The organism is Streptomyces sp. NEAU-sy36, from assembly GCF_013423905.1.
In the GTDB taxonomy this organism is placed as follows: Bacteria; Actinomycetota; Actinomycetes; order Streptomycetales; family Streptomycetaceae; genus Streptomyces; species Streptomyces misionensis.
Genome location: NZ_CP058977.1, coordinates 5,574,617 through 5,600,214, shown reverse-complemented (window position 1 = coordinate 5,600,214; position 25,598 = coordinate 5,574,617). Strand labels below are relative to the sequence as shown.

The window sequence follows — 25,598 nt, the reverse complement described above, 5'->3', positions numbered from 1 at the left end:
TATTCCTGGATCGGCGAATTTTTGAGAGTGGCTCATGTCACCGCTCGTCAACCCCTTCCTACGGTCGCGTAAGTCACACCCCAAGGTGAATCATGGTCCGACGTGGCAGACGATTCGAAGAATGACAACAGATCAGTGATCGGGTCGTACGTGGCGGTGGGGGACAGCTTCACCGAGGGCGTCGGCGACCCCGGCCCCGACGGGTCGTTCGTGGGCTGGGCCGACCGCTTCGCGGTCCTGCTCGCCGACCGGCGCGCCGAGGGCGACTTCAAGTACACCAATCTCGCCGTGCGCGGGAAGCTGCTGGACCAGATTGTCGCCGACCAGGTCCCGCAGGCCGTCGAACTCGCCCCGGACCTGGTCTCCTTCTGCGCGGGCGGCAACGACATCATCCGGCCCGGCACCGACCCGGACGAGGTCGCCGAGCGCTTCGAGCGGGCCGTGGCCCAGCTGGCCGCCGCCGCGGGCACGGTCATGGTGACGACCGGCTTCGACACCCGGGGCGTCCCCCTGCTCAAGCACCTGCGCGGCAAGATCGCCATGTACAACGGGCACGTCCGGGCCATCGCCGACCGGTACGGCTGTCCCGTGCTCGACCTGTGGTCGCTGCGGTCCGTGCAGGACCGCCGGGCGTGGGACAGCGACCGGCTGCACCTCTCGCCCGAGGGGCACACCCGGGTCGCGCTGCGCGCCGGCCAGGTGCTCGGCCTGGAGATCCCGGCCGACCCGGAGCAGCCGTGGCCGCCGCTGCCGCCCCGGGGCACCCTGGAGGTCCGCCGCGACGACGTCCACTGGGCCCGCGAGCACCTCGTCCCGTGGATCGGCCGCCGTCTGCGCGGCGAGTCCTCCGGCGACCATGTGACGGCGAAGGGCACCCTGTCCCCGGCCGACATCAGGATGCGCATCGCCGCCGTGGCCTGATCGCCCCGGTACCGCCCCGCCTCGCACTCCTCGCGGCGGGGCGCGGGCTTCGGCTCGGGCGCGTGCGGCCGGCTCGGGACCGGTCCGCGCACCGGCGCGGTGTCGGCCCGTTCCCGCGCCCGCGCCCGGCGGCCGGGACATGGGCGTCGGCGCCCGAAGTCGTGCTGTTCATCCGTGGGTTGAGCCCGGGTCCGGTGGCATGGACACCCTGCGGCGCGCCGAGCCGCCGTTCGGCAGCGCCGGGCCAGGGAGCTGTCGGAGGGGCCGACCATAATGAAGGACCCACCACTCCACCGGGAGGTCACGTGACCGGTCAGCGTTTCTCGGCCCCAGGGCTCCGTGTGCCGCGCCCGGCGGCCTTCGGCGCGGACCCGGGCGGCGAGCGCCTGGCCCGCATCCGCCGCTCGCCGCACTTCAAGGACGGCGTCTTCCAGAACCCCGGCGGCACCGCCCGCACCCGGCCCTCCGGCTCCGCGCTGGACTTCGCGAAGGTCTTCTTCGACAAGGAGACCCGGCCGCTGCGCGCCCCCAGAGGCACCGTCCCGGTGTACCCCACGACCTTCGCCGACCTGGCCAGGCCGCCCGCCGGCGGGCTGCGCCTGACCTGGATGGGCCACTCCAGCGTGCTGGCCGAGATCGACGGGCACCGGGTGCTGTTCGACCCGGTGTGGGGCGAGCGCTGCTCACCGTTCCCCTTCGCCGGGCCCAAGCGGCTGCACCCCGTGCCGCTGCCGTTGGCGGCCCTCGGCGAGGTCGACGTGGTGGTGATCTCCCACGACCACTACGACCACCTCGACCTGCCCACCATCAAGGCGCTGGCCGGCACCGACACCCTCTTCGCCGTGCCGCTCGGCGTCGGCGCCCACCTCGAACACTGGGGCGTCTCCCCGGACCGGCTGCGCGAGCTGGACTGGCACGAGTCCACCCGTGTCGGCGGGCTCACCCTCACCGCCACCCCGGCCCGCCACTTCTGCGGCCGCGCCCTGCGCAACACCCAGCACACCCTCTGGGCGTCCTGGGTCGTCGCGGGCGAGGAACACCGCGTCTACCACAGCGGCGACACCGGCTACTTCGGGGGGTTCGAGGACATCGGCGCCGTCCACGGCCCGTTCGACGCCACGATGATCCAGATCGGCGCGTACAGCGAGTTCTGGGCCGACATCCACATGCGCCCGGACGAGGGCGTGCGCGCCCACCTGGACCTGCAGGGCGGCGCCCCGCACGGCGTCCTCCTGCCGATCCACTGGGGCACCTTCAACCTCGCCCCGCACCCGTGGGCGGAGCCGGGGGAGTGGACCAAGGAGGCGGCCGAGGAGGTCGGCCAGGCGGTGGCCCTGCCCCGGCCGGGCGAGCCCTTCGAGCCCGACGGCAAGCTGCCGGCCGAGGCCTGGTGGCGGGGCGTGTCCGGGGAGCTCCGCCGGACCTGGGGGCCGGTCGGCGCGCTCGTCGCCGAGCCGCCGAAGCGCGGCTGACGGCGAACGGACCGCAGGCCAAGGGGAATACTCTCGGTGACATTCGGGGGAGGGGATATGCGTCCGACCGACCGGTGTGCGGAGGGGGACCACCGCGAGGCGGGTGGTGGCGGCGGTCTGGACCGGACGAGGACCTTCCGGGCCGCGCCCGCTCCTTCCGACCGCTTTTGATCGGGCTTTATCGATCTTTTTCGACCCGGCCGAGCTGCGTCCGGCCGGGTCATCGGTCTTTCGTACGGGCCCTCATACCAGAGCGGGACGCTCCGCGGGTGACTTTGTCAACTGCCCACCGCACATGATGCGCAGGCGACTACGGTGAGTGTCCGAACCAAGCCCGACGGACCCGTACGAGGACGCAGATGTCTCACCTCCGCGCACCGGCCGCCCGCGCCGACCGCCGGGAGGGCGGCCGGCACGGGCGACCGGTCGCCCGACCCGCTCCCGCACCGCCCGAGACGCACATACGGCCGCAGCTCATGCGGCTCGCCGTGCTGCCGCCGCTCGCGGTCGCCCTCGGCGCCACCGCCGCCGTCCTGTTCACCGTCCGCACCGCCGGCGCACGCACCGGACCCGTCCTGTGGGCCGTGCTCGGCGGCGCGGTCACCGTGGCCGTCGCCGGCGTCCTGGTGGCCGCCGTGGCCGCCGACCGCGCCGCCCGCTCCGTCGCCGGCCGTCTGGACGCACTGCGCCGCACCGCCGCCCGCGGCGAGGCCGACCTGCGCGAACTCGTCGACGCCCTGCGCCAGGGCCGGACCCCGCCGCCGCCCGCACCGCACCGCGGACCGCCCCCGGACGCCGACGGCTTCGAACTGCTCGCCGCCGACCTGGCCCGCGCGCACGCCGCCGCCGTCACCGCCGTGGTGAGCGCCGCCCAGCTGTCCAGCCACACGGGCAACGAGCAGAAGCTGGAAGTCTTCGTCAATCTCGCGCGCCGCCTCCAGTCCCTGGTGCACCGGGAGATCTCCATCCTGGACGAGCTGGAACACGAGATCGAGGACCCCGAGCTGCTCAAGGGCCTCTTCCACGTGGACCACCTGGCCACCCGGATCCGGCGGCACGCCGAGAACCTCGCCGTGCTCGGCGGTGCCGTCTCCCGGCGCCAGTGGAGCAATCCGGTGGACATGACCGAGGTGCTGCGCTCCGCCATCGCCGAGGTCGAGCAGTACTCCCGGGTCAAGCTGGTGCCCCCGATCGACGGCGAACTGCGCGGCCACGCCGTCGCCGACGTCATCCACCTGCTCGCCGAACTCATCGAGAACGCCACGGTGTTCTCCGCCCCCCAGACCCAGGTGCTGCTGCGCGCGGGCCGCGTCACCTCCGGGCTCGCCGTCGAGGTCGAGGACCGCGGACTCGGCATGCCCGTCGGCGCACAGAACCGGATGAACGCGCTGCTCGCCGACCCCGACCAGGTCAACGTCGCCAGCCTGCTGGCCGACGGCCGCATCGGCCTCTACGTCGTCTCCCAGCTCGCCCGCCGGCACGGCATCGGCGTACGGCTCCAGGGCAACATCTACGGCGGGGTCCAGGCCGTACTCGTCGTACCCGAGGCGCTGCTCGGCGCCCCGCCGGCCGAGACCCCGGCGGCAGCCGCCGTCCCCGCGCCGCCCTTGTCACCGGCCGCCGCCGTCCCCCCGCCGCCCGTGCGGACCACCCCGGCCCCGGCCGTCGAGGCGGAAGCGCACGAGCACGGCGACCCGCCCCCGCTGCCCGTGCGCGGCACCCACCGGGAGCGGCCCACCCCCGCCGACGCCGTGCCCGGGATCGCGGACCGGCACCGCGCGGTGGTCGAGGAACACGCGGGCGTCCCGCCCACCCCGCGCGGCGACACCGTGCGCGGCACCATGCCCAAGCCCCGGCTTCCGCGCCGCCGCGCCCAGGAACACCTCGTACCCCAGCTGCGCGGCGGTCCCGCACCCCGCCAGGACGGCGCGGGGGACGTGGGCCACGACCCCGGCCTGATGGCCGCCTTCCAGCGCGGCATCGGACTCGCCGAAGCCGCCCAGCGGCGCCCGGACACCGAGCGGCCGCACCCGGGGCACGCCCAGCCGACCCCCCTCCAGCCCACCGAACCCGTGCGCGTCCCCGGCGGCCACACGGAACCCCGGCACGCGTACCGGACAGGGCCGATATCCGACCGTGGCACCGGCCCCGCCCAGGGAGACGCGCCGGCGGGCTGACCGCACCGGCCCGACGCAGCGCTCCCGCAGACCGCCCTACACACCCCAAGGAGTCGATCCACCATGGCCAGCGATGCGCCGACCGCCCACGCATCCGACCTCGACTGGCTGCTCAGCGGCCTCGTGCAGCGCGTACCGCACACCACCAGCGCCGTGCTCCTGTCCTGCGACGGGCTGGTGAAGTCCGTGCACGGACTCGACCCCGACAGCGCCGACCACATGGCCGCCCTCGCCTCCGGCCTGTACTCCCTCGGCCGCAGCGCGGGCGTCCGGTTCGGCGACGGCGGCGAGGTACGGCAGGTCGTCGTCGAACTCGACTCGACCCTGCTGTTCGTCACCACCGCGGGCTCCGGCACCTGCCTCGCCGTGCTGGCGGGCCGCGAAGCCGACGCCGCCGTGCTCGGCTACGAGATGGCGATGCTGGTCAAGAGCGTCCGCCCCTATCTGGTCACCGCCCCCCGGCAGCACGCCGACGACCCCACGGCGCCGAGGCATTGAGCGTGGCCGCGGCCGGCGACGGGCCCTGGCTGGACGACGAAGCCGGCCGGCTGGTGCGCCCCTTCACGGTCAGCGACGGCCGCACCGAGCCCAGCGTCGCACTCGACCTGATGTCGCAGGTGATGGCCACCGGGGTCACCCCGCTCGGCTACCTCGGCCCCGAGTACGCCCAGGCGCTCGACCTGTGCCGGGCGCCCGTCTCCGTCGCCGAGGCCGCCGCGCACCTGAGACTGCCCGCCGTGGTCACCAAGGTCCTGCTGGCCGACCTGATCGACCACGGGGTGCTGACCACCAAGCCGCCCGCGTTCCACCACACTCCCACCGACCGGTCCCTGCTGGAGGCAGTGCTCGATGGACTACGACGACAGCTCTGACCCGTTCCCCACCGCGCTCAAGATCCTCGTGGCGGGCGGGTTCGGGGTCGGCAAGACCACCTTCGTGGGCGCGGTCAGCGACATCGCTCCGCTGAGCACCGAGGAGCTGCTCACCACGGTCGGCGCCGACACGGACAGCCTCGACGGCATCGAGAACAAGACGGAGACCACGGTCGCCATGGACTTCGGCCGGATCAGCCTCGATCCGGACCATGTGCTGTACCTGTTCGGCACCCCGGGGCAGGAGCGGTTCTGGTTCATGTGGGACGAACTGTCCGAGGGCGCGCTCGGCGCGGTGGTCCTCGCCGACACCCGCCGCCTCCAGGACTGCTTCGCCGCCGTTGACTTCTTCGAGGAACGCGGGCTCGGCTTCATCGTCGCCCTCAACGAGTTCGACGGCTCCCACCGCTACGACGCCGAGGAGGTGCGCGCCGCCATCGACCTCCCCCCGGAGGTCCCCGTCGTGCGCTGCGACGCCCGGATCTCCAGCTCCGGGGTGCAGACCCTGCTCACCCTCGTACGCCATCTGCTCGCCCACGCCCCGGAGACCGCGCCGCGTCACGGCGCCGGGCACCGGTGATCCGGCCCGACCGCCCACGGAGTTCGCCCAGATGAGGCACCACCACCGCCACGGAGCCCGGCCATGAGCTACGAGCCGCCCCGGCCGGTCCGCGGTCTGCTGCTCACCCCCGAGGACCGGGAGGCCCCCGCCCGTGTCCAGCGGCTGCGCCGGCTCGGCATCGGGCAGCGCCCCGACGCCGCGCTGGACGCCTTCGCGGACCACCTCGCCCGACTCGCCGGCGCGCCCTACGCCGTGGTCAACTTCATCGGCGAAAGACGGCAGTTCTTCGCCGGCCTCAGCGTCCCGGCCACCGCCCCCGTGCCGCGGGCGGCCGGCGGCGGACCGGAGTGCGACCGCACGCTCCCCCGCGACCACGGCTTCTGCCCCCACGTGGTGGTCCGCCGCAAGGCCCTGGTCCTGGAGGACGTCCGCGGCTACCCGCGGTTCGCGGGCAACCCGGTCGTGGACGAGTACGGCATCCGCTCCTACCTCGGCGCCCCGCTCCTCGACGGCACCGGCATGGCGCTCGGCACCGTGTGCGCCGCCGACGTCGCGCCGCGCGCCTGGGGCCGGGAGGGCCTGGAGACCATCAAGGCGCTGGCCGCCGACCTCGTCACCCGCATCGAACGCGGCGCGCGGGACGGACTGCCCCTCTGACGCCCCCCGTCGCCGTGGCCGGTGAGGCGTGAAGGAAAGCTGAGGCGGCGGTTAAGAAAAGCTCGATGGACCCCGGCCCGCGCATACGGCAGATTGCAGGGTGATTCCACCCCTCTGACCCGGTGCGGGCGCCTTCGGCATGCCCGCGTCCGGGACCTCACCCACAGGAGCCGCACGCGTGAAGGCGCTGGTCAAGGAGAAGGCGGAGCCCGGGCTCTGGCTGACGGACGTCCCGGAGCCCGAGATCGGGCCGGGGGATGTGCTGATCAAGGTCCTGCGGACCGGCATCTGCGGCACCGACCTGCACATCAGGGCCTGGGACGGCTGGGCGCAGCAGGCGATCAGCACCCCGCTGGTGGTCGGGCACGAGTTCGTCGGCGAGGTCGTGGAGACCGGCCGGGACGTCACCGAGGTCCAGGTCGGCGACCGGGTCAGCGGCGAGGGCCATCTGGTGTGCGGCAAGTGCCGCAACTGCCTGGCCGGGCGCCGTCATCTGTGCCGGGCCACCGTCGGCCTCGGCGTCGGCCGCGACGGCGCGTTCGCCGAGTACGTCGCGCTGCCCGCGACCAACGTCTGGGTGCACCGCGTCCCGGTCGACCTGGACGTCGCCGCGATCTTCGACCCGTTCGGCAACGCCGTGCACACCGCGCTGTCCTTCCCGCTGGTCGGCGAGGACGTCCTGATCACCGGCGCCGGGCCGATCGGCCTGATGGCCGCCGCCGTCGCCCGGCACGCGGGCGCCCGCAACGTCGTCGTCACCGACGTCAGCGAGGAGCGCCTGGAACTGGCCCGCAAGATCGGCGCGTCCCTCGCCCTGAACGTCTCCACGGCCACGATCGCCGACGGGCAGCGGGAGCTGGGGCTGCGCGAGGGCTTCGACATCGGCCTGGAGATGTCCGGCCGTCCCGAGGCCATGCGCGACATGATCGCCAACATGACGCACGGCGGCCGGATCGCCATGCTCGGCCTGCCCGCGCAGGAGTTCCCGGTCGACTGGGCCCGGATCGTCACCTCCATGATCACCATCAAGGGCATCTACGGCCGGGAGATGTTCGAGACCTGGTACGCGATGTCGGTGCTGCTGGAGGGCGGCCTCGACCTCGCCCCCGTGATCACCGGGCGCTACGGCCACCGCGACTTCGAGGCGGCCTTCGCGGACGCCGCGAGCGGCAAGGGCGGCAAGGTCATCCTGGACTGGACCGCGTAAGTCACCTGCTTTTCCTAGGAGCTTCAGTCATGTTCGACACCGTCCGCGACGACCTGCGCGCCACCCTCGACGAGATCCGCGCCGCCGGCCTGCACAAGCCCGAACGGGTCATCGGCACCCCGCAGTCCGCGACCGTCGAGGTCACCGCCGGCGGCCGCCCCGGCGAGGTCCTCAACTTCTGCGCCAACAACTACCTGGGCCTGGCCGACCACCCCGAGGTGATCGCCGCCGCCCACGAGGCCCTGGACCGCTGGGGCTACGGCATGGCCTCCGTCCGCTTCATCTGCGGCACCCAGGAGGTGCACAAGGAGCTGGAGGCGCGCCTCGCCGCCTTCCTCGGCCAGGAGGACACGATCCTCTACTCCTCCTGCTTCGACGCCAACGGCGGTGTCTTCGAGACCCTCCTCGGCGAGGAGGACGCGGTGATCTCCGACGCCCTCAACCACGCCTCCATCATCGACGGCATCCGCCTGTCCAAGGCCCGCCGCTTCCGCTACGCCAACCGCGACCTCGCCGACCTGGAGGCGAAGCTCAAGGAGGCGTCCGGCGCGCGCCGCCGGCTGATCGTCACCGACGGCGTGTTCTCCATGGACGGCTACGTCGCCCCGCTGCGCGAGATCTGCGACCTCGCCGACCGCTACGACGCGATGGTCATGGTCGACGACTCGCACGCCGTAGGCTTCGTCGGCCCGACCGGCCGCGGCACCCCCGAGCTGCACGGCGTGATGGACCGCGTCGACATCATCACCGGCACCCTCGGCAAGGCCCTCGGCGGCGCCTCCGGCGGCTACGTCGCCGCCCGCGCCGAGATCGTCGCCCTGCTGCGCCAGCGCTCGCGCCCCTACCTGTTCTCCAACACCCTCGCCCCGGTGATCGCGGCGGCCTCCCTGAAGGTCCTGGACCTGCTGGAGTCGGCCGACGACCTGCGGGTGCGGCTGGCCGAGAACACCGCGCTGTTCCGCTCCCGGATGACCGAGGAGGGCTTCGACGTCCTCCCCGGCGACCACGCCATCGCGCCGGTGATGATCGGCGACGCGGCGAAGGCGGGCCGCATGGCCGAGCTGCTGCTGGAGCGGGGCGTGTACGTGATCGGGTTCTCCTACCCGGTCGTCCCGCAGGGCCAGGCCCGCATCCGGGTGCAGCTGTCCGCCGCGCACTCCACGGACGACGTCAACCGCGCGGTCGACGCGTTCATCGCGGCGCGCGCCGAGCTGGGGGCCTGACCAGGGCCTACGCCTTGCGATAATCGAGGCATGATCGAGGCACGGCGGCTCCACATCCTCCGTGCGGTGGCCGACCACCGCACGGTCACCGCGGCGGCCGCCGCGCTCTACCTCACCCCCTCGGCCGTCTCCCAGCAGCTCACCGCCCTGGAGCAGGAGACCGGCCACCGGCTGGTCGAGCGGAGCGCCAAGGGCGTACGGCTCACCCCGGCCGGCGAGATCCTGCTCAGCCACACCAACGCGGTCCTCGCCCAGCTGGAGCGCGCCGAGGCCGAGCTGGCGGCCTACGGCTCGGGCGCGGCCGGCACGGTCACCGTGGCCGCCTTCGCCACCGGCATCGCCCAGGTGGTGGCGCCCGCCGTGGCCCGGCTCGCCCGGACCGCGCCGGGCATACGCATCCGGGTCCAGGACGCCGAGGGGGACGCCAGCCTGCCGATGGTCCTGGACCGGCAGGTGGACGTGGCGGTGGCCGTCGAGTACCGGGGCGCACCGCCCGCCGACGACCCCCGTCTCACCCATGTCCCGCTGTACGCCGAGCCGTTCGACGCCGTCGTGCCCGTCGGCCACCGCCTCGCGGACGCCGCCGAGGTGCCCCTCGCCGAACTGGCCAAGGACCCTTGGATCGGGCCCTACCCCGGCAACCCCTGCCACGACGTGGTCGTCCTGGCCTGCGAGAGTGCCGGCTTCCAGCCCCGGCTCGAACACTCCTCCGACGACTTCCGCGCCGTCGTCGCCCTCGCCTCGGCCGACGCGGGCGTGGCCCTCGTGCCCCGCTCCGCCCTGCGCGGCATGGACCTCACCGACGTGATCGTCCGCCCGGTCGACGGTGTGGCCCCCACCCGCCGGGTCTTCGCCGCAGTGCGCCGGGGCGCGGAGGGACATCCGCTGATCCGGCCGGTGCTGGAGGCGCTGGGCCGGGCGGCGGACGGCTCCTGACGCACCGGACCCGGCGGACGAGCCGCCCGGCTGTCAGTGGCGGGAGCTACGGTGCGGAGCATGCCGGACGCAGCTGATGTACGCCGTATCGCCCTGTCCCTGCCGGACACCTCGGAGAAGACCGCGTGGCACATGCCCACGTTCCGGGTCGGCGGGAAGATGTTCGCGACCCTGCCCGAGGACGAGACGTCCGTCGCCGTGCGCTGCCCCAAGGAGGAGCGGGACGAACTGGTGCTGGCGGAGCCGGAGAAGTTCTGGATCGCCGGGCACGAGGCGCAGTTCGCCTGGATCAGGGCGCGGCTCGCGGCCCTGGAGGACGAGGCCGAACTGCGGGACATTCTCACCGACTCCTGGCGCCAGGCCGCCCCGCCCCGACTCCTGGACGCCCACCCGGAGTTGGGCCTGCCGCCCACCCCTTGAAATACCGGTGGGCGCGGCGGCCGGCGCCGTGGCATGATCCCGCGCGGACCGACACGGGGAGGGAGCCGGGATGACGGGAACGCGCTCACGACGGCGCGCACGCACGTCGGCTGGGACGGAAGCCGGCCTCCGCACCGGCGCGGGCTCCGTCTGGTCGCGGGACTTCGGCCTCTTCTTCGCCGCCCGGGCCGCCGCCCGCCTCGGGGACACGATGCTGCCCGTGGCGCTCGCCGCCGGCCTGCTCGAACACGGCTACGGCGCCGGAGCGGTGGGGCTCGCCATGGCGGCGTCGACCGCGTCCTTCGCCGGCCTCGTCGTCTTCGGCGGGGTGATCGCCGACCGGTTCAGCACCCGCCGGCTGATGATCGGCGCCGATCTGGTGCGGGTGGTCACCCAGTCCCTCGCCGCGGTCATGTTCCTCACCGGCCATGTGCTGCTGTGGCAGCTCTGCGCCATCGGCTTCGTCAACGGCGTGGCCAGCGCCGTCTTCCAGCCCGGCGTGGCCAGCACGGTGCCCCGGCTGTCCGCCGACGTCCAAGGCGCCAACGGCGCGATCCGGATCGCCGAGTCCGTCGCCCAGCTCGCCGGCCCGGCCGTCGCGGGACTCCTCGTCGGCTTCGCCTCGCCCGGCGGCGTGTTCGCCGCGCATGCCGGGACGTACGCCATCAGCGCCCTGTGCCTGCTGCTGCTCCGGCTGCCCCCGCTGTCCCCGGACGCGCTCGCCGCGACCGGCCGCGGCATGCGCGCCTTCCGGGCCGATCTGGTGCAGGGCTGGCGGGAGTTCAGGTCCCGGACCTGGCTCTGGGGCGTGATCGTCATCTGGGGTCTGTACATGATCGCCGTGTCCGGTCCGACCACCCCGCTGGTGGCCACCGAGGTGGTCCAGCACCACGGCCCGCGCGCCTACGGCCTGATCAACTCGGCCCTCGGCGCGGGCACCGTCGTCGGCGGTCTGCTCGCCCTGCGGCTGCGCCCGCGCCGGATGCTCAGGGCGGGCGCGCTCTCGCTGTTCCTCTTCTTCGGCTTCCCGGGCGCCGTGGGCCTCGGGCTCGGCGTGCCGGCCGTGGCGGCGGGGGCGGCGCTGGCCGGGGCGGGGATGTCCTTCTGGAGCGTCATGTGGGCGACCACCGTGCAGACGCAGGTCCCGTCCGACGTCCTCAACCGCATCCACGCCTACGACGTGGCCGGCTCCCTCGCCATGATGCCGGTCGGCCAGGCCATCGCGGGCCCGGCGGCCGGCGCGCTGGGCGCCTCCCGAGTCCTGCTGGTCTCCGCCGCGACCAGTCTGGTCGTCGTCGTCTTCCTGCTCGCCGTCCCCGCGATACGCGGCCTGGTGCGGGCGGACGCGAACCCGGCACCGGCCCTCGCGCCCGGACCCTAGGCACCGGCGCTCACACCCGGGCCGCGGCATCTGCGCTCACACCCGGGCCGCGGCTTGCCGCCCGGACCCCAGGAATCCGTCGATCCGCCCCCGCAGCCCGCGCGCGTCCAGGCCATGGGCGGCGGAGTGCTCCTCGACCGTGCCGTACCGGCGCAGCTCGCGGCGGCCCACGCCGAGGCCGAGGACGCGGTGCGGGCGGTCGGACAGGGCGTCGTTGACCGCGGCCGTCGACGTTCCGGCGAGATACGGCTCGACCAGGACCACGTCCGTGCCCGCCGCCTCGGTGGCCCGGCGCAGCGCCGGGACGTCGAGGGGCCGTACGGTCGTCGCGTACAGGACGGCCACGTCCAGGTCCCGTGTGGCGTCGAGCACCGCGTCCAGCAGCGGTCCGACGGCGATCACCACGCCGGAGCGGCCCTCGCGCACGGTGACGAGGTGCGCGCCGTCGACCGGCCGCGCCTGCCGGTTGGACTGCACGGACAGCCGTACGTACACCCGGTCGTCGCCCGCGGCGACCGCGCGGCGCAGCAGGGTCTCGGCCTCGTCGGGGTGGCCCGGCACATGGACGGTCCAGCCGTCCAGGGTGTCCAGCAGCGCCACGTCGCCCGGAGCCATGTGGGTGAACCCGCCGGCCGGCCAGTCGTAGGAGGCGGCGGCGCTGACCAGGACCGCTCCGGTGCCCTGGTGCCCGAAGTCCAGTTTGACCTGTTCGAAGGGCCGCTCCACCAGGAAGCTGGCGAAGGTGTGCACGACGGGCCGCAGCCCGGTGAGCGCCAGCCCGGCGGCCGCCCCCACCAGCAGCTGTTCCCGGATGCCCACGTTGATCACCCGGTCGGGATGCCGGGCCATGGTGTCGTGGAAGGCGTCCTTGCCGATCTCGGCGAGGACGACCGCGACCCGCGGGTCCTCGTCCAGGAGGCGGGAGACGACGGGAGCGAAACGGTCGCGCATGGTGTCCATGGAGATGTCGCCCTTTCGAGGTGCTCGGAGGGTGGTGGGCGGGCCGGCGCCGGTCGCCGGGCCCCGGCTCAGGCGTTCTTCGGCTCGACCCGGGCGACGACCGCGTGCGGCCGTCCCGGATGCGGGGCGGTGAAGGCGTCGTACAGGGCCGCGTGGTCGCGCCCGTCGACGGTCACCGCGGACCAGCCCGCGGCCTCGAACCGGGCGGCGATCCCGCCGGGCCGGGCGTGGCTGGCGGAGGCGTTGTCCACCACCACGGTGTGCAGCCTCTCCAGTGCGGCGGGCCCGGCGAAGGCGATGGCCTCGTGGTTGCTGCCCTCGTCCAGCTCGGCGTCCCCGATCAGCACCCAGACCGCCGGATCGGTGAGGCCCTGGGCCTTCAGCCCCAGCGCGGTGCCCACCGCGATGGGCAGCCCGTGCCCGAGCGAGCCGCTGCCGATCTCGGCCCCCGGCACCAGCACGCGGTCCGGGTGGTGGCCGAGCGGGGAGTCGTACGCGCCGAACCCGGGCAGCCAGTCGACCGGCACGAACCCCTTGGCGGCCAGCACCGCGTAGTACGCCATGGGCCCGTGCCCCTTGCTCAGCAGGAACCGGTCCCGCTCCGGGTCCGCGATCCGTTCCGGCGTGACCCGCAGCACCCGGTCGTACAGCACCCACAGCACATCGAGCGTGGAGGTGGCAGCCGGGCCGTGCTTCTCGTCCCCGGTCATCAGACCCATCAGTCCGGTCAGGTCGTCGTAGCCGTGGGCGCGGTGGTCGTGCGCTGTGATCGTCATGCGTCCCAGCCTGCAACCTCGACCAAGCTTGAGGTCAACACCGTAAGTCGTGCGCGATCACCGACCCGAGTGCGGTATTGTTTCCCTGCGCGTTTCGCCAGGGGAAACCCCAGGTCAAACGGGCACCGGGACGTGGCGCAGCTTGGTAGCGCACTTGACTGGGGGTCAAGGGGTCGCAGGTTCAAATCCTGTCGTCCCGACTCGGCAGAGTCGTAGATCAGGGTCGGCTTCGGAGACATCCGGGGCCGGCCCTTGATCGTGTCCGGACCCGTTCGCCGGGCGCGGGTCCGGTCGTGCCGCCGGGACAGGCCACCCGGCTGCGCGTGGACGCGGGGTGGTGCCGCTTCCGGCGTCGCGGCGGTGTCGCGTAGCGCCGGGGCATGCGGGGTAGGGGAGCGGGGGTGAGGGCAGCGGGGGAAGAGGGGCTGGAGGCCTCGCGGGTCGCGGAGGTCCTGGTGGCGGGGCAGGACGGCCCGCCGGGGCGGCGTGGGTCCGGGTACCGGGTCGGGGACCGCTGGGTGCTGACGGCCGCGCATGTCGTGGCGGGGCGGGAGGCGGCGGTGCGGGTCAGGTTCGACGCGGACCTGCCGGGGGAGTGGGACGCCGACGCCCGGGTGGTGCTGTGCGCCCCTGCCGCCGATGTGGCGCTGCTGGAGATCATGGCCGTACCGGACGGGCGGGGCGCCGTCGAGCCGCCCCGTTACGCCGCCGTGCCCGACGCGGACGTGGTGCTGGCCTTCAGCGCGATGGGGTTCCCCCGCTTCAAGCTGCGGGAGGACGCCGGGGACGGCGCGCCCGGCCGGTACCGGGACTCCTGCCATGTCGCCGGCTCGGTCTCCGTGCTGTCCAACCGCCGGGAAGGCACACTGGAGTTGGCGGTCGCGGTGCCGCCCGGCGACAGCGAGCCGCACCGCTCCCCCTGGGAGGGCATGTCGGGCGCGCTCGTGTGGTGCGGGGGCGCGGTGATCGGCATGGTGAGCGCGCACCACCGGTCCGACGGCCTGGGCAGGCTCGCGGCGGGCCGGGTGGAGCGCTGGTACGACGCGCTGGACCCGGCCGAACTGGCCCTGCTCCGGCGCTGTGCCGGCCTGCCCCCGCGCGAGGCGCTCGGCACCGCCGACGGGAGCACGGGACGCCGCCCGGTGACCGGCCTCGCGGGGCTGCCCCCCGATCTTCCGTTGCGTGAACTGGCCGAGCTGGTGGACGCGTTGACGGCGGTACCGGTACTGCGCGGCGGCAACGGCATGGGGCTCGTCCTGGACGGCATCAGCGACCGGGTGGCGGCCAACAGCCCCCGCGACCCCCGGCTGCGGATGGACGTCTACGGCATCGTGCGTACCTGTCTGCGCTATCCCGGCACCCTCGATCAACTCCTGGAGGCCCTACGCCTGCTGGAAGGCCCCTCGGTCGAGATGGACCGGGTGGACGACGCGGCCGCCCGGCTCGCCCGGCGCTGCGGCTGACTCGAACTCGCGGGCCCCGACAGGTCGCAGGGTTGCGGGCCGTGCGGTGCTGGGTCATGCTGGTCGAGACATCGGTAATGCATAACTCGTAGGTGCGGGAGGGGACTTGGCAGCAGTGGAGCATCCGATGCCTGCCATCGAGTCCGGCCTCGTCGATCTCTCGGGCATCTCCCTCGAAACACTGCGCTCCATGGACGGCGGCACGTTCACCGAGTCCCTGGAGCAGCTGCTGCACCACATCGACGGCCCGCAGGCCATCACGGTGTCATACAGCCCGCCCCGCTTCGACTGAGCGACGAGGTGATCAGCAGGGTGCTGTGGGGGACACGTGGCCGCTGATGCCACGAGCACGGGGGAACCGACGGGGGAACGCCTCCCGTTCCACCGGCTGTCGGCAGCAGGCGTCCGGGCCCTCGCCCACGGCGAGGGCGACGGCGCGGTCATCGCGGAACTGCTGCGCGCGGAACGCAGCCGCAGGCTCCTGCTGTTGAGGGCGCTGCGCAACGGACTCGACGGGGGCGGCGCGCGACCGCAGGACCTGGCCTGGTTCGCCGAGGCCTGGGACCTGCTGGAACACGCCCAGCGGCAGGCCCCCGAGGTGTGCGAGGACGTGCTGATGTCCCCGAACACCGGCATGTGGGTCTCGCTCGCGGTGCGCCGGATCAGGGGCCGGCCCTACGAGGACGCGCCGCACTGGGTGGTCCTCGGCCATCTGGCGGCGCTCGCGGCGGCCGTCGCGGCACGGGCCGGGCTGGACTTCTCCATCACCGTGCCGGTGCGGCGCGGACTGGTGCCGCTGCCCACCCTGGGCTGCGCGGTGCTGGACGCGCCCGAGCCCTGGGGCACCGCACGGGTCACCGGACGCGAGGGGCGGCTGTGGGTCACCGGGGCGGCCGACGAGGTCGAGGTCCCCGCCGACCGGGAGGGGCACAAACCGAACTGGATACCGGTGCGCCGCACGACGCTGGAGACCGGCGCACGGGCCAAGACCCTGGTGCTGGAGGAGCTGGACCCCTACCGGACGTTCCCCCACCCGAGCGAGCCCAGCCTGCTGTCCCCGACCGAGGCGGCCTACTGGGAGTCTCTGCTCGCCGAGGCCTGGCGGATGCTGCTGCACGACGAACCGCGGAGCGTCGAGGCGATGCGGACCGGCCTGATGTCGCTGGCGCCGACCCCCATGAGGGACAGGTTTCGGCCGTACAGCAGCACGGCCGGTGACGCGTTCGGCGGGGTCACGGCGTCCCGGCCGGACGACGCCGCCCAGCTCGCCGCGACTCTGGTGCACGAGTTCCAGCACACCAAGCTGGGCGCTCTCACGCACCTGGAGCCGCTGAGCGAAGCGGCGGACCCCGAGGGGCCGGACACCCTGCTCTACGCCCCCTGGCGCGACGACCCGCGCCCGCTCGGCGGACTGCTCCAGGGCATCTACGCCTTCTTCGGCGTCACCCGCTTCTGGCGCGCCCACCGGCACAGCGCCGACCCGGCCTACGCGCCCCTCGCGCACTTCGAGTTCGCGCTGTGGCGCGCCCAGGTGTGGGCCGCGCTGACCACGGTGCGCGGACACGAGCGGCTGACCCCGCTCGGGCGGTACGTGGTCGAGTGCCTGACCGAACGCTGTGCCGAGTGGATGGCCGACGAGGTGCCCGCGACGGAGCTGCGCCTGGCGCGGGAGGCCGCGGACGACCACCGGGCCCGCTGGCGGGCCCACCATCTGCGCCCCCCGGCCGAGGCGGTTGAGGCGGCGGTCCGCGCCTGGCACCGCGGCGATCCCCGTCCGCCGTCCGCCCTCGCGGCCCCGCCCCTGCTGGTCCCCGACACCGCGGTCCGCTTCATGGACGGCGCCGCCGTCCTGGCCCGGCACCGGCTCGGCGATCCGGACGGGGCCTGGCGCGACCCCGGGGGAGCCGGGGCGGTGGCGGGAGCCGACGCGGCCGAGGTACTGCTGGCCCGCGACGACCACACCGGGGCGCGTGCCGCCTTCACCGCCCGGCTGTCGGGCGGGGACGCGCCCGTGTCCGCCTGGCCCGGCCTGGGCCGAGCCCTCGCGCACGACCCGGCCCACCAGGCCGCCGCCCGGCTGCTCCTGCTCCACCCCGAACGCGCCCGCGCCGTCCACGACGCCCTGCGATCCCCGGCCGGCCACCGCGTGGACCCGGTACGCCTGGCGACCTGGCTGGGCGGCTGACGCTTTCCGCGCGCGTGGCCGCCCGGCTCGGGCGAGCCCCGGCCGCGTGGCGGCGCGCCGTGACCACCGGGGCCGGGCGCGGTCCGGGACCGTACCCGGCCTCCGTCACGCCGGTCGGCGGGGCGCCGCCCCGCGCGGGCTCACAACGGCAGCGGGTCGATGTCGCAGTTGGCTCGCTGACGGTCGCGGAACTGCACCGTGGCCGGGTGGCGGGTGCCGGAGTCGGACTGGAGGCGGGGGGCGTCCAGCACCCGTTCCATGCGGGCCAGGGTGTCCTCGCGCAGCGCCGCGCACGCGGCGTCCTCGCCCACCGCGAGGAGGTCCAGCGACAGGTTGGCCGCGCAGGCCAGCGTCGTCGGGTGGTCCTCGCCGAACGCGACCCGGCACAGGGCCAGGGTGTCCTCGCCCCGGCGCCGTGCCTCCTCGGGCCGGCCCAGCGCGGCGAGGTCGCTCGCCAGGTTGATGGCGCAGACGAGGGCCAGCGGGTGCCCCGCGCCGAGCCCGTCGGCGAGCGAGGCGAGCGCCGCCTCGTCCAGCCGCCGCGCCTCCTCGGGCTGTCCGAGCAGCCGCAGGGTGACGGCGAGGTCGACGTCGGCGGACAGGACGTGCGGGTGGTGCGGGTCGTAGATCTGCCGGTAGCCCTCACACGCCTTGACGCCCCGGGTGCGGGCGGCCTGGAGATCGCCGTTCTGCCGCAGCGCCATCGACAGCGCCAGCGCCGCGGCCAGCGACTGCGGGTGCGTCTCGCCGTACCGGCGGGTGAACTGGGCGTACGCGTCCGTGGCCAGCTCCAGGGACCGCGCGTGGTCGCCCGCCTTGCGGGAGGACTCGCTGAGCTGCCGCTTTGCCTCGATGGTGGCGGGGTTGCCCTGGCCGAACACGTTCTGATAGGCGCTGAGCATGGACTCGTGCAGCGCGCGCGCACCGACGTAATCGCCGTTCTCGCGCACGTCGATGGCCACGTGCATCTCGGAGTGCAGCGTCCGCCGGTCCTCCCGGCCGTACAGCCGCAGCTTCAGCGCCAGGGTCCTGCGGTCGAGTTCGAGCGCCCCCTTGAAATCACCGACCAGGCGCAGGCTCACGCAGAGGTTGTGGGCGATGTTGAGCGTGGTCGGATCGTCCTCGCCGAAAGCCCGGTGCGCCCGCTCGTACGCGGTCCGGTCCAGCTCCGCCGCGGTGGCGAACCTGCCCTCCACCCGGCGTACGGCGGCCTCCAGCTGGAGCGCGTCGAGGGCGTCCTCGCGGTTGTCCTCGCCGTCGGCGGGGGCGGTGCGCTCGTACACCTCCCTGAGGTGCAGCACCAGCCGGGCCGCGTCGTCGAACCGGCCCACCACCCAGTACATGAAGCACAGCCACTGCCCCATCAGCAGCGTCTGCTGGTCCTCCTCGCCGAAGATCTCCAGCCAGGCCCGCCACGCCTGCTCGGAGAAGTCCAGCGACACGTCGTGGTCGCCCCACCAGTACAGGTACTTGGCGATGTTGTGCACGAGCTGCCGTACCCAGGGCTGGTCGGAGCGGATCGCGCCGGCGGCGATGACATGGCTGTACAGCTCCGCGTACCGGGGCCAACTCGACGGCTCCACCGGAGCCTTGGGGTCGGCGGCGGCCAGCAGGGTGTGCGCCCCGTGGCGCATCCGGGCCTGCTCCTCGGGTGTCATCCGGTTGTTGAGGACGAGCTGCACCAGGCGGTGCATCTCGATGGAGTTGGTCCGGTGGTCGATCCGGGCCAGCGAGTAGCGGTTCACCTCTCTTATGGCGCGGGCCAGCCGGATCGGGTCGTTCAGCGCGGCGTCCAGCTCGGGGAAGATGCTGCTGTTGCCGAGGCCGGAGAAGATCGACCGGGAGATCGGGTCGGGCGCGAAGTAGGAGCACAGCTGGAGCAGCCGCAGCGCGGCCGGGCTGCGGGTCTCCAGGTGGTCGAGGGAGACGTTCCAGGCCGCGGCGACGGGCAATTGGTAGTCCGGCGGCGGGGCGACCTCGAGGAGTTCCATCCGCTTGCTCTCGAACAGCCGCAGGTACTCGGAGGCGGGCATCCCGGTCTCCGCCCGCCAGGCCGCGGCCTGTTCGAGGGCGAGCGGCAGGTCGCCGAGCGCCTCGGCCAGCGCGTCCGCCTCCTCGTCCCGCAGCGGCGGCCCCGAGCGGCGCAGCAGCTCCTTGCTCTCCTCACGGGTGAACACGTCCACCTCGAGGGAGCCGCCCACCTGCCCCCAGCGCCGGTTGCGGGAGGTCACCAGGATGGTGCCGCGGCCGCCCTGTGGGAAGTAGTGGCGCACCTGCTCGGGGTTGTCGGCGTTGTCGAAGATGAGCAGCCAGCGGGCGTACGGCCGGCCCTCGCGCAGCGCCTCCCGGACGGCGGGTCCGGCGATGTTGGCCTCGGTGGTCGTCACCAGGCCCAGCCGCTGCGCCAGTTCCACCAGGGCCCGGCCGATCTGCCCGGGTCGCTCGGAGGGGATCCACCACACGACGTCGTACTCGGACTGGTGCCGGTAGGCGTACTCGATCGCGAGCTGGGTCTTGCCGACGCCGCCCATCCCGTGGATCGCTTCCGGCAGCACCGTGGTGGTGCCCTCCCGCAGCCGCTGGTCGAGCAGCTCCAGCAGGGCGTCGCGTCCGGTGAAGTTGGGGTTGCGCGGCGGCAGATTCCCCCAGACGCGCGGCTGCGCGGTGCGCTCCCCCTCCACGGTCTCCTGGTGCGGTGTCGGCATCGATGTGGCTCCTTCGGAAACGGTCCGGGATTCCGGCTCGACGGCGTGTCCTGCCGCCGGGGAGGCCGAGGCGGGGGGCGCGGATCCCGTGGACGTGCGTAACGGCTTTTCCAGGCTGACTGCGTATCGCCGATCGTGCCAGCTCAACACCTTGGCCAACATGGCGGCACGCTGGTCGTAGCGCCCCGACAGCGCGCGCAGAGCGGTCAGCTCCACACGGAGGAAGGCGATGTTGCGGCTGTTGACGCGGGGCATCGCCAGGGTGTCCAGTGGTTCGTCCGGGGAGGGCAGCAGGGCACGGTCCGTCCCGTCCCCCGCCAGTAACCCCCGGACGTCGTACAGCACTCGTGCGGTGGCGCTGCGGCGCCCCAGCGCGAGCAGTTCCTCGCGGACATCGGGGGCGAAGTCGAACAGCACGTCGGCCGGGCCGTCGCCGCTCGCCGGGACGGGCCGGGCCAGACCGCTCATCAGCAGCTCGCTGACGTGCACCGGGCCGGCGTCCGGGGTGGCCGCGACCACGGTCCGGATGACGGGCAGGCTGAGCGGTGCGGCGGCCAGCCGGGTGGCGAGGGTGAACGCCGTGGGGCTGGCGGCGGCCCGGAAGTCGGAGACCCGGTCGGCGGCGGGCACGGGGCTGTGCGGATCGGGCACGTCCTGCGCCCAGGGCAGCGCGCGGGCCGCGTCCGGCCTGCTCTTCCACTCCCGCGCCGGTACGGCGGACAGGTCCAGCCACTCCGGTTCGGCGCCGGACACCAGCCGGGCCAGCGCGGCGGCCCAGCGCTCGGTCAGGGCCAGCACGGGGACGACGACGGGGGCCGCCCCCTCCGTCCCGGTGCCGGCCACGCCCGCCGCGTCCGCCGGGGCCTCCCGCTCCGCCCAGCACCAGGCGCCGTTGGCCACCCAGGGGCGGGGGGCCCGGATGCGCACCCGGTACACGTCGAGGCCGGTGCGGAACCACAGGTGCGGGGGCAGCATCTGCACCACGGCGACCGGCTGCGCCCGCCCCCAGTCGCGCAGCAGCGGATGCACCGTGCCCAGCCGCCAGCCCGTGGCGATGCCGTCGGTCAGCACCAGCACCAACCGGGGCGCGTCCGCGGGCGCCGGGCCGAGCGGCTCCTCGGGGCACACCTGCGACGGGTCCGTCTCGTCGGTGCCGAGCAGCCGCACCACCCGCACCCGGCCGAACCGCCCCGCCCGCTCCAGTTCCCGGACCAGATCGTCCTCGACCGCTTGGTCCCACACCCGCATCGTGGGATGCGCGTCGACGACGAGCACCGCCTCGGCGGCCTCCCGCCCGAGCCGGCTCAGCACACGGGCGGCCTCCCGGCGGGCCCGTTCCGGTCGCTGTTCGTCGTCATCGTGCATGAGTGCTCTCAAGGCGCCGAAGTGACGGTGAGAGTGCGGTGGAGTCCCGCAGACTCCAGGCATGCGTGACATCCACGGACCAAGCCTTGCAGCGCGGGCACCTCCGAAGCAAGGACGCATGGAGGCTCCCGCGCGGTGCACGCCACGGCACGGCGGGAGCAGGAAGGCGGACGCGGAAGGGACCGGGGCCGGTGGATTCACGCTGGTGCATGTCGGGCACCCCCACTCACGACGCGCGGACGGGCGAAGGCCGCCGGGGCCCGGCGGGCCGCGTCACGGCTTCACCGGCGCGTGGGCGGGACCAGGCGGCTCGGGCTTGCGCTCGGGATCGTCGAACAGGATCGCCAGATGGCGTCCCACATGGTTGTCCCACCCCTCCGGCCCCATGGCCAGTGCCTCCTTGCGCCAACGTCCGGTCCGCTCCAGCAGCCCGGCCAGTCCCCGGTCCTGCACGATGTCGGCCACCGCTTCCTTGAAGGCCGGGTCGGAGCAGTCGCCGCGGTGCCAGATCATGGCCGGCACGCCCGCGCGCAGGGCCGCCAGGTACTCCTGCCGGCCGGCCCCGGAGTCCGCGCCCGGCGGCTCGCTGAGCACCAGGCAGACGGCCTGCTCGTCCTCCTTCAACTCCCGTTCCAGATGGAAGTGGGAGTGGCCGGGGCGGTTCCAGTACGAGTGGGTGTCCGCCGGACGCTCCTTGTACTGGCGCCACTTGTTGTGCCAGGGGCGGTGCCACGCGGCCTTGCGCAGGCGTTCGAAACTGCGGACGAGGACCGTGTAGTCCATCACCAGCGGGGTGGGCGAGCCGGAGTCCGCCTCCTTGTGCCACCACTCGACCGGCTCCCCCAGCAATTCCCACGGAAGGATGAATTCGAGTACGACGGGTTGCCGCAGATCCGACCAGCGTTCCTCGGTCTGCTCGATGAGCGTGTCGACCTTGGCCGGCAGTTCGTCGCGGTGCAGGTGCAGCGTCTGTCCGGGAACGGGGTGCCAGCCCTCGGCGTCCGACTGCCGCCAGTGGGAGAGGTAGTACCGGTCGGGATCCACCCCGTCCGGCTCGAACTGGATCATCAGATAGGCCGGCATCGGGGTGGTCTGCGGCTCGGCGACGCCCCCGAGCTGCCACTCGGCCATCTGGTCCTCGAGATTCCAGACGCGGGCCTGGGCGCGGTTCCAGCGGCGCAGCCGCTCGGCTGCCTCCCGCTGTCCGTCCTCGACCAGCTGGTCGGCGGCCAGTGACAGGAACGCCATGCTCACGGGCAGCTCCCGCGCCGCCGAGTTGCCTCCGGCCAGGCGTAAGAACACCGCCCAGCCGGTGTCGCACCACGGGGGCAGCTCCTGGGTGCGCGAGCGGCTGGCCCGGCGCGCCATCGCCGCCAGCGTGGCCGCGGAGCGCAGTTCCAGCAGGTCCGGGCGGAGCGGGTGCAGATCGGCGCCGTCGAAGAAGTCGACCGCCTCCCACTCGTCCACCAGGCGGCGCAGCGCCAGCACGGTGACGGACTGCTGCTCCACATAACCGAGGCAGCGCACCAGGCAGGGCAGTCCGTCGGGGACCCCCGCGCAGCTCTCCACGAGGCGCAGCAGATAGGGGCGCAGCGTCCCGTTCCCCAACGGCTCGACGGATGTGCCCAGTTCCTGGCTCAGCATGGTCACCAGCAGCTCGGCACTGGCCGGATGCCGCAGGGTGGCCGATTCCTGGAGCACGTCGACGACACCGGCCACCAATTCGTTGCGAACCCGCGCGGGGTTCCGTCCTTCCACCCCCGTGACCTCCGATCGCCACCAGCCGCCAGTCCGTACCCGGTGACGGTGCCGACCAGCGTACGGCCACTGCTCCCGCCACGTCAGGGTGTTGGGGGCGCACGGCGTACGCGCCGCCCCGGCGATCCGGTCAGCGCTCCCCCTCGTCTTCCTCCCCGGAGATCAGCACCTTTATCTGTGTCCCGTCCGGAGTGACCAGTTTCGGGTGCAGGGTGAGGCGGATCCGCTGGGTGCGCGAGGTCTCCAACCGGCCGTCGGCCCCGGCCTCGACCACCCAGAAGCGCACCTTGCCGCTCGCCCCGCCCTTGCGGCCCACCACGACGTCCGCCTCGATCTCCACCGGTCCGAGTTCGAACCGCACCGCACCGGTCGGTCCCTGGGTCAGGGCGGCGTCCAGTTGCTGGCTCAACTCCCGGATCATTTCAGCGAGTTCGATCACATGGCGATCCTATCGGCGTGCCGGTGGTGCGCGCAGGCCGAAACGGCACCGTGTGCGGCGGCGCACCGGCCCGCCGTGACCGCTCGCCCTATAATCCACCGATTCGGTGGACAACCCGCGGAGGTACGGATGGTCGACGCGCACGGACGTGAGCCTCTGAAGCTGGTCGTGGTCGGGGCGGGCGCCTCCGGGATCCTGACCGCCGTCCATGTCGCCGAGGAGGCCGCACGGACCCGCGCGCCGGTGGAACTCACGCTGGTCGACCCCGGTCCGCAGGACGCCGCGGGCGTGGCGTTCTCCACCGGGAATCCGCGCCACCTGCTCAACGTGCCGGCCGGTGGCATGAGTTGCCTGACCGACCGGCCCGACCACTTCGTCCGCTGGCTGGTCCGCGAGCGGATGCCCACCGCGACCGGGCGGACCTTCGCGCCCCGCCGCCACTACGGCGACTACCTCCTCGCCACCCTCGCCGCCCGCGTCGAACACGCCCGCGGCCCGCTCGCCTTCCGGCGCCGGTCCGCCCGTGCCGTGGCCTGCTCGGTGCACGGGGGACGGGCGCGGGTACGGCTGTCCGACGGGGCGCGGCTGACCGCCGACGCCGTGGTGATCGCCACCGGCCCGCCGGCCGGCCGGGCACCCTGGGCGCCCGCAGAGCTGCGGGAGTCCGGACGGTTCGTCTCCGACCCCTGGGCGCCCGGCGCCCTCGACGGACCGCTCGCGGACGGCCGGGACGTCCTGCTGGTCGGCGCGGGCCTGACCGCCGTGGACGTCGCCCTCGCCCTGGACCGCCCGGGACGCACCGTGCACGCCCTGTCCCGGCACGGAAAACTGCCCCGGCGCCACGCCCTCGTCCCCCTGCCGCCGGTTGCCCCGGCCGAGCCGCTGGCGGGGCTGCCGCTGTGCCAGCTGCGCCCGGCCGTGCTGCGGCACATCCGGCGCGTCACGGACGAGCTGGGCGACTGGCGGCCGGCGTTCGACGGCCTGCGCCCGCTGGTCTCCCGGCTGTGGGCCGGACTCGACGACGAGGAGCGGGCGGAGTTCCTGCGCAGCCACCGCCACCTCTGGGAGGTCCACCGGCACCGGATGGCGCCCGAGACGGCCGAGACCGTCACCCGGCTGCGCACCGCCGGGCGGCTGCGTCTGCACACGGGCGAGGTCACGGCGGCCCGGCGGGACGGCGACGCGCTCACCGTGACGGTCACCGGCTCCCGGGAACTCGGCGCGGGCTGGGTGGTGGACTGCACCGGCCAGGGCCTGCGGGTCGCCGAGTCCCGTGACCCCCTGCTGTCCTGCCTGCTCTCCTCCGGGCTGGCCCTGCCCGGCCCGCTCGGGATCGGGCTCGCCACCACCGCCGAGGGGCGGCTGCGGGCCCGGGACGGAGCCGTCGTGCCGCTGTGGACGCTGGGCGCACACCGGCGCGGCGACCTCTGGGAGAGCACCGCCGTACCCGAAATCCGGGAGCAGGCCGCCGCGTTGGCGCGGACGTTGCTGAAGTCCCGTTCGACGGCCACACGTGCGATCGCGCGTGCCGAGCGCGCGCGTCCGGTGCCGGTGCCCGCCCGGCCGGGGGCCACGGTGTGGCTCACCGGCCTGCCCGGCGCGGGTACGAGCGGCATCGCCGCCGAACTGGCCGCGCGCATACGGGCCGAGGGCCACCGGGTGGAGGTCCTGGACGGTGACGAGATCGGCGCGGACCTGCCGGCGGGGCCCGCCTCCGTTCGCGACGACCGGGACGCGCGTGTGCGGCGGGTCGGCATGGTCGCCGAGGTGCTCGCGCGCAACGGCGTCATCGTCCTGGTGCCGGACCGCGACCCCGGTCGCGGCGCACGGGACGGCGTCCGGCTGCGTCACGACCTCGCCCGCGTCCCGTTCCTGGAGGTCCATGTCGCCGCGCCCGTGGCGGCCCGCGCCACCCGGGAGGCCGGAAGTCCCCACACCCGGCGGGCGGCGGGCGCACCGGCCGGCGCGGCGGGCGTGACCGGCCTGGCCGACGACCCGTACGAGCCGCCGGACTGCCCGGAACTGCGGCTGGAGACCCACCGGCGGACCCCCGCCGAGTCGGCGGGCGCGGTGCACGCCCTGCTCACCGAACGGGGGCTGCTCTGAGGGGCCGCGGCAC

The 25,598-nt window shown here is 74.1% G+C and carries 21 protein-coding genes and 1 tRNA gene; 17 read left to right on the top strand and 5 right to left on the bottom strand.

The window, feature by feature from the left end:
* Window positions 1–135 precede the first annotated feature (135 nt).
* The 12 genes from HZZ00_RS24460 to HZZ00_RS24405 all read left to right on the top strand — a co-directional run bounded on the left by HZZ00_RS24460 (window position 136) and on the right by HZZ00_RS24405 (window position 11,828).
* Window positions 136–921 (top strand): SGNH/GDSL hydrolase family protein, encoded by a 786-nt coding sequence (locus HZZ00_RS24460; RefSeq protein WP_180333684.1) that lies wholly within the window; start codon window positions 136–138, stop codon window positions 919–921.
* Window positions 922–1,226: 305 nt separating this feature from the next.
* A complete protein-coding gene (locus tag HZZ00_RS24455; RefSeq protein WP_180328478.1) occupies window positions 1,227–2,393 on the top strand; it encodes an MBL fold metallo-hydrolase in 1,167 nt (388 codons plus the stop codon).
* Between the two features lie 359 nt (window positions 2,394–2,752).
* Window positions 2,753–4,570, top strand: coding sequence for a sensor histidine kinase KdpD (locus HZZ00_RS24450; protein WP_257585234.1), 1,818 nt, complete (start codon window positions 2,753–2,755; stop codon window positions 4,568–4,570).
* A 63-nt stretch (window positions 4,571–4,633) separates the two neighbouring features.
* Window positions 4,634–5,068, top strand: coding sequence for a roadblock/LC7 domain-containing protein (locus tag HZZ00_RS24445; RefSeq protein WP_074994520.1), 435 nt, complete (start codon window positions 4,634–4,636; stop codon window positions 5,066–5,068).
* Window positions 5,069–5,070: 2 nt separating this feature from the next.
* Window positions 5,071–5,442: a DUF742 domain-containing protein gene (locus HZZ00_RS24440; RefSeq protein WP_180328477.1), complete on the top strand. Its 372-nt coding sequence runs from the start codon at window positions 5,071–5,073 to the stop codon at window positions 5,440–5,442.
* The gene (locus HZZ00_RS24435) at window positions 5,420–6,022 is read left to right on the top strand and encodes an ATP/GTP-binding protein (RefSeq protein WP_180328476.1); all 603 of its coding nucleotides are present in this window, start codon (window positions 5,420–5,422) and stop codon (window positions 6,020–6,022) included. Before HZZ00_RS24440 ends, HZZ00_RS24435 begins: the two co-directional genes overlap by 23 nt.
* A 63-nt stretch (window positions 6,023–6,085) precedes the next feature.
* A complete protein-coding gene (locus HZZ00_RS24430) occupies window positions 6,086–6,661 on the top strand; it encodes a GAF domain-containing protein (RefSeq protein ID WP_180328475.1) in 576 nt (191 codons plus the stop codon).
* Between the two features lie 178 nt (window positions 6,662–6,839).
* The gene (gene tdh / locus HZZ00_RS24425) at window positions 6,840–7,868 is read left to right on the top strand and encodes an L-threonine 3-dehydrogenase (protein WP_180328474.1); all 1,029 of its coding nucleotides are present in this window, start codon (window positions 6,840–6,842) and stop codon (window positions 7,866–7,868) included.
* Window positions 7,869–7,897: 29 nt separating this feature from the next.
* Entirely contained in the window at window positions 7,898–9,091 is a 1,194-nt protein-coding gene (locus HZZ00_RS24420) for a glycine C-acetyltransferase (protein ID WP_180328473.1), read from the top strand.
* 30 nt (window positions 9,092–9,121) lie between these two features.
* Window positions 9,122–10,027: a LysR family transcriptional regulator gene (locus HZZ00_RS24415; protein WP_180328472.1), complete on the top strand. Its 906-nt coding sequence runs from the start codon at window positions 9,122–9,124 to the stop codon at window positions 10,025–10,027.
* A gap of 60 nt (window positions 10,028–10,087) precedes the next feature.
* The gene (locus HZZ00_RS24410; protein WP_180328471.1) at window positions 10,088–10,447 is read left to right on the top strand and encodes an MmcQ/YjbR family DNA-binding protein; all 360 of its coding nucleotides are present in this window, start codon (window positions 10,088–10,090) and stop codon (window positions 10,445–10,447) included.
* A 70-nt stretch (window positions 10,448–10,517) separates the two neighbouring features.
* A complete protein-coding gene (locus HZZ00_RS24405; protein ID WP_180328470.1) occupies window positions 10,518–11,828 on the top strand; it encodes an MFS transporter in 1,311 nt (436 codons plus the stop codon).
* A 36-nt stretch (window positions 11,829–11,864) separates the two neighbouring features.
* Here HZZ00_RS24405 and HZZ00_RS24400 read toward each other — a convergent pair whose 3' ends face one another.
* Together HZZ00_RS24400 and HZZ00_RS24395 are read right to left on the bottom strand one after the other, a co-directional pair.
* Window positions 11,865–12,788 (bottom strand): transketolase family protein, encoded by a 924-nt coding sequence (locus tag HZZ00_RS24400; protein ID WP_180328469.1) that lies wholly within the window; start codon window positions 12,786–12,788, stop codon window positions 11,865–11,867.
* 68 nt (window positions 12,789–12,856) lie between these two features.
* Entirely contained in the window at window positions 12,857–13,564 is a 708-nt protein-coding gene (locus HZZ00_RS24395; protein ID WP_180328468.1) for a transketolase, read from the bottom strand.
* A gap of 126 nt (window positions 13,565–13,690) precedes the next feature.
* Here HZZ00_RS24395 and HZZ00_RS24390 point away from each other — a divergent pair.
* The 4 genes from HZZ00_RS24390 (at window position 13,691) to HZZ00_RS24375 (ending at window position 17,212) form a co-directional block, all read left to right on the top strand.
* A tRNA-Pro gene (locus HZZ00_RS24390) sits at window positions 13,691–13,764 on the top strand.
* 201 nt (window positions 13,765–13,965) lie between these two features.
* The gene (locus HZZ00_RS24385; protein ID WP_180328467.1) at window positions 13,966–15,027 is read left to right on the top strand and encodes a trypsin-like peptidase domain-containing protein; all 1,062 of its coding nucleotides are present in this window, start codon (window positions 13,966–13,968) and stop codon (window positions 15,025–15,027) included.
* A 127-nt stretch (window positions 15,028–15,154) separates the two neighbouring features.
* On the top strand, window positions 15,155–15,319 hold the full coding sequence (locus tag HZZ00_RS24380) for a hypothetical protein (RefSeq protein ID WP_180328466.1): 165 nt from the start codon (window positions 15,155–15,157) through the stop codon (window positions 15,317–15,319).
* A gap of 36 nt (window positions 15,320–15,355) precedes the next feature.
* The gene (locus HZZ00_RS24375; RefSeq protein ID WP_180328465.1) at window positions 15,356–17,212 is read left to right on the top strand and encodes an HEXXH motif domain-containing protein; all 1,857 of its coding nucleotides are present in this window, start codon (window positions 15,356–15,358) and stop codon (window positions 17,210–17,212) included.
* A gap of 140 nt (window positions 17,213–17,352) precedes the next feature.
* On the opposite strand, the gene fxsT is transcribed toward HZZ00_RS24375, so the two are convergent.
* The 3 genes from fxsT to HZZ00_RS24360 all read right to left on the bottom strand — a co-directional run bounded on the left by fxsT (window position 17,353) and on the right by HZZ00_RS24360 (window position 23,479).
* Complete coding sequence (gene fxsT / locus HZZ00_RS24370; protein ID WP_180328464.1) at window positions 17,353–21,282, bottom strand: FxSxx-COOH system tetratricopeptide repeat protein; 3,930 nt, start codon at window positions 21,280–21,282, stop codon at window positions 17,353–17,355.
* Window positions 21,283–21,555: 273 nt separating this feature from the next.
* Complete coding sequence (locus HZZ00_RS24365) at window positions 21,556–23,040, bottom strand: hypothetical protein (protein ID WP_180328463.1); 1,485 nt, start codon at window positions 23,038–23,040, stop codon at window positions 21,556–21,558.
* Window positions 23,041–23,170: 130 nt separating this feature from the next.
* Entirely contained in the window at window positions 23,171–23,479 is a 309-nt protein-coding gene (locus HZZ00_RS24360; RefSeq protein WP_070029600.1) for a trypco2 family protein, read from the bottom strand.
* Between the two features lie 129 nt (window positions 23,480–23,608).
* Between HZZ00_RS24360 and HZZ00_RS39130 the strand changes: the two genes are divergently transcribed.
* Window positions 23,609–25,585: an FAD/NAD(P)-binding protein gene (locus tag HZZ00_RS39130; RefSeq protein ID WP_180328462.1), complete on the top strand. Its 1,977-nt coding sequence runs from the start codon at window positions 23,609–23,611 to the stop codon at window positions 25,583–25,585.
* Window positions 25,586–25,598: the final 13 nt, after the last annotated feature.

Coding starts and splice junctions, on each gene's coding strand:
- HZZ00_RS24450 (WP_257585234.1), top strand. CDS start 2,753: ATGTCTCACCTCCGCGCACCGGCCGCCCGCGCCGACCGCCGGGAGGGC.
- HZZ00_RS24380 (WP_180328466.1), top strand. CDS start 15,155: ATGCCTGCCATCGAGTCCGGCCTCGTCGATCTCTCGGGCATCTCCCTC.
- HZZ00_RS24400 (WP_180328469.1), bottom strand. CDS start 12,788: ATGGACACCATGCGCGACCGTTTCGCTCCCGTCGTCTCCCGCCTCCTG.
- fxsT (WP_180328464.1), bottom strand. CDS start 21,282: ATGCACGATGACGACGAACAGCGACCGGAACGGGCCCGCCGGGAGGCC.
- HZZ00_RS24405 (WP_180328470.1), top strand. CDS start 10,518: ATGACGGGAACGCGCTCACGACGGCGCGCACGCACGTCGGCTGGGACG.
- HZZ00_RS39130 (WP_180328462.1), top strand. CDS start 23,609: ATGGTCGACGCGCACGGACGTGAGCCTCTGAAGCTGGTCGTGGTCGGG.
- HZZ00_RS24410 (WP_180328471.1), top strand. CDS start 10,088: ATGCCGGACGCAGCTGATGTACGCCGTATCGCCCTGTCCCTGCCGGAC.
- HZZ00_RS24435 (WP_180328476.1), top strand. CDS start 5,420: ATGGACTACGACGACAGCTCTGACCCGTTCCCCACCGCGCTCAAGATC.
- HZZ00_RS24445 (WP_074994520.1), top strand. CDS start 4,634: ATGGCCAGCGATGCGCCGACCGCCCACGCATCCGACCTCGACTGGCTG.
- HZZ00_RS24415 (WP_180328472.1), top strand. CDS start 9,122: ATGATCGAGGCACGGCGGCTCCACATCCTCCGTGCGGTGGCCGACCAC.
- HZZ00_RS24430 (WP_180328475.1), top strand. CDS start 6,086: ATGAGCTACGAGCCGCCCCGGCCGGTCCGCGGTCTGCTGCTCACCCCC.
- HZZ00_RS24420 (WP_180328473.1), top strand. CDS start 7,898: ATGTTCGACACCGTCCGCGACGACCTGCGCGCCACCCTCGACGAGATC.
- HZZ00_RS24395 (WP_180328468.1), bottom strand. CDS start 13,564: ATGACGATCACAGCGCACGACCACCGCGCCCACGGCTACGACGACCTG.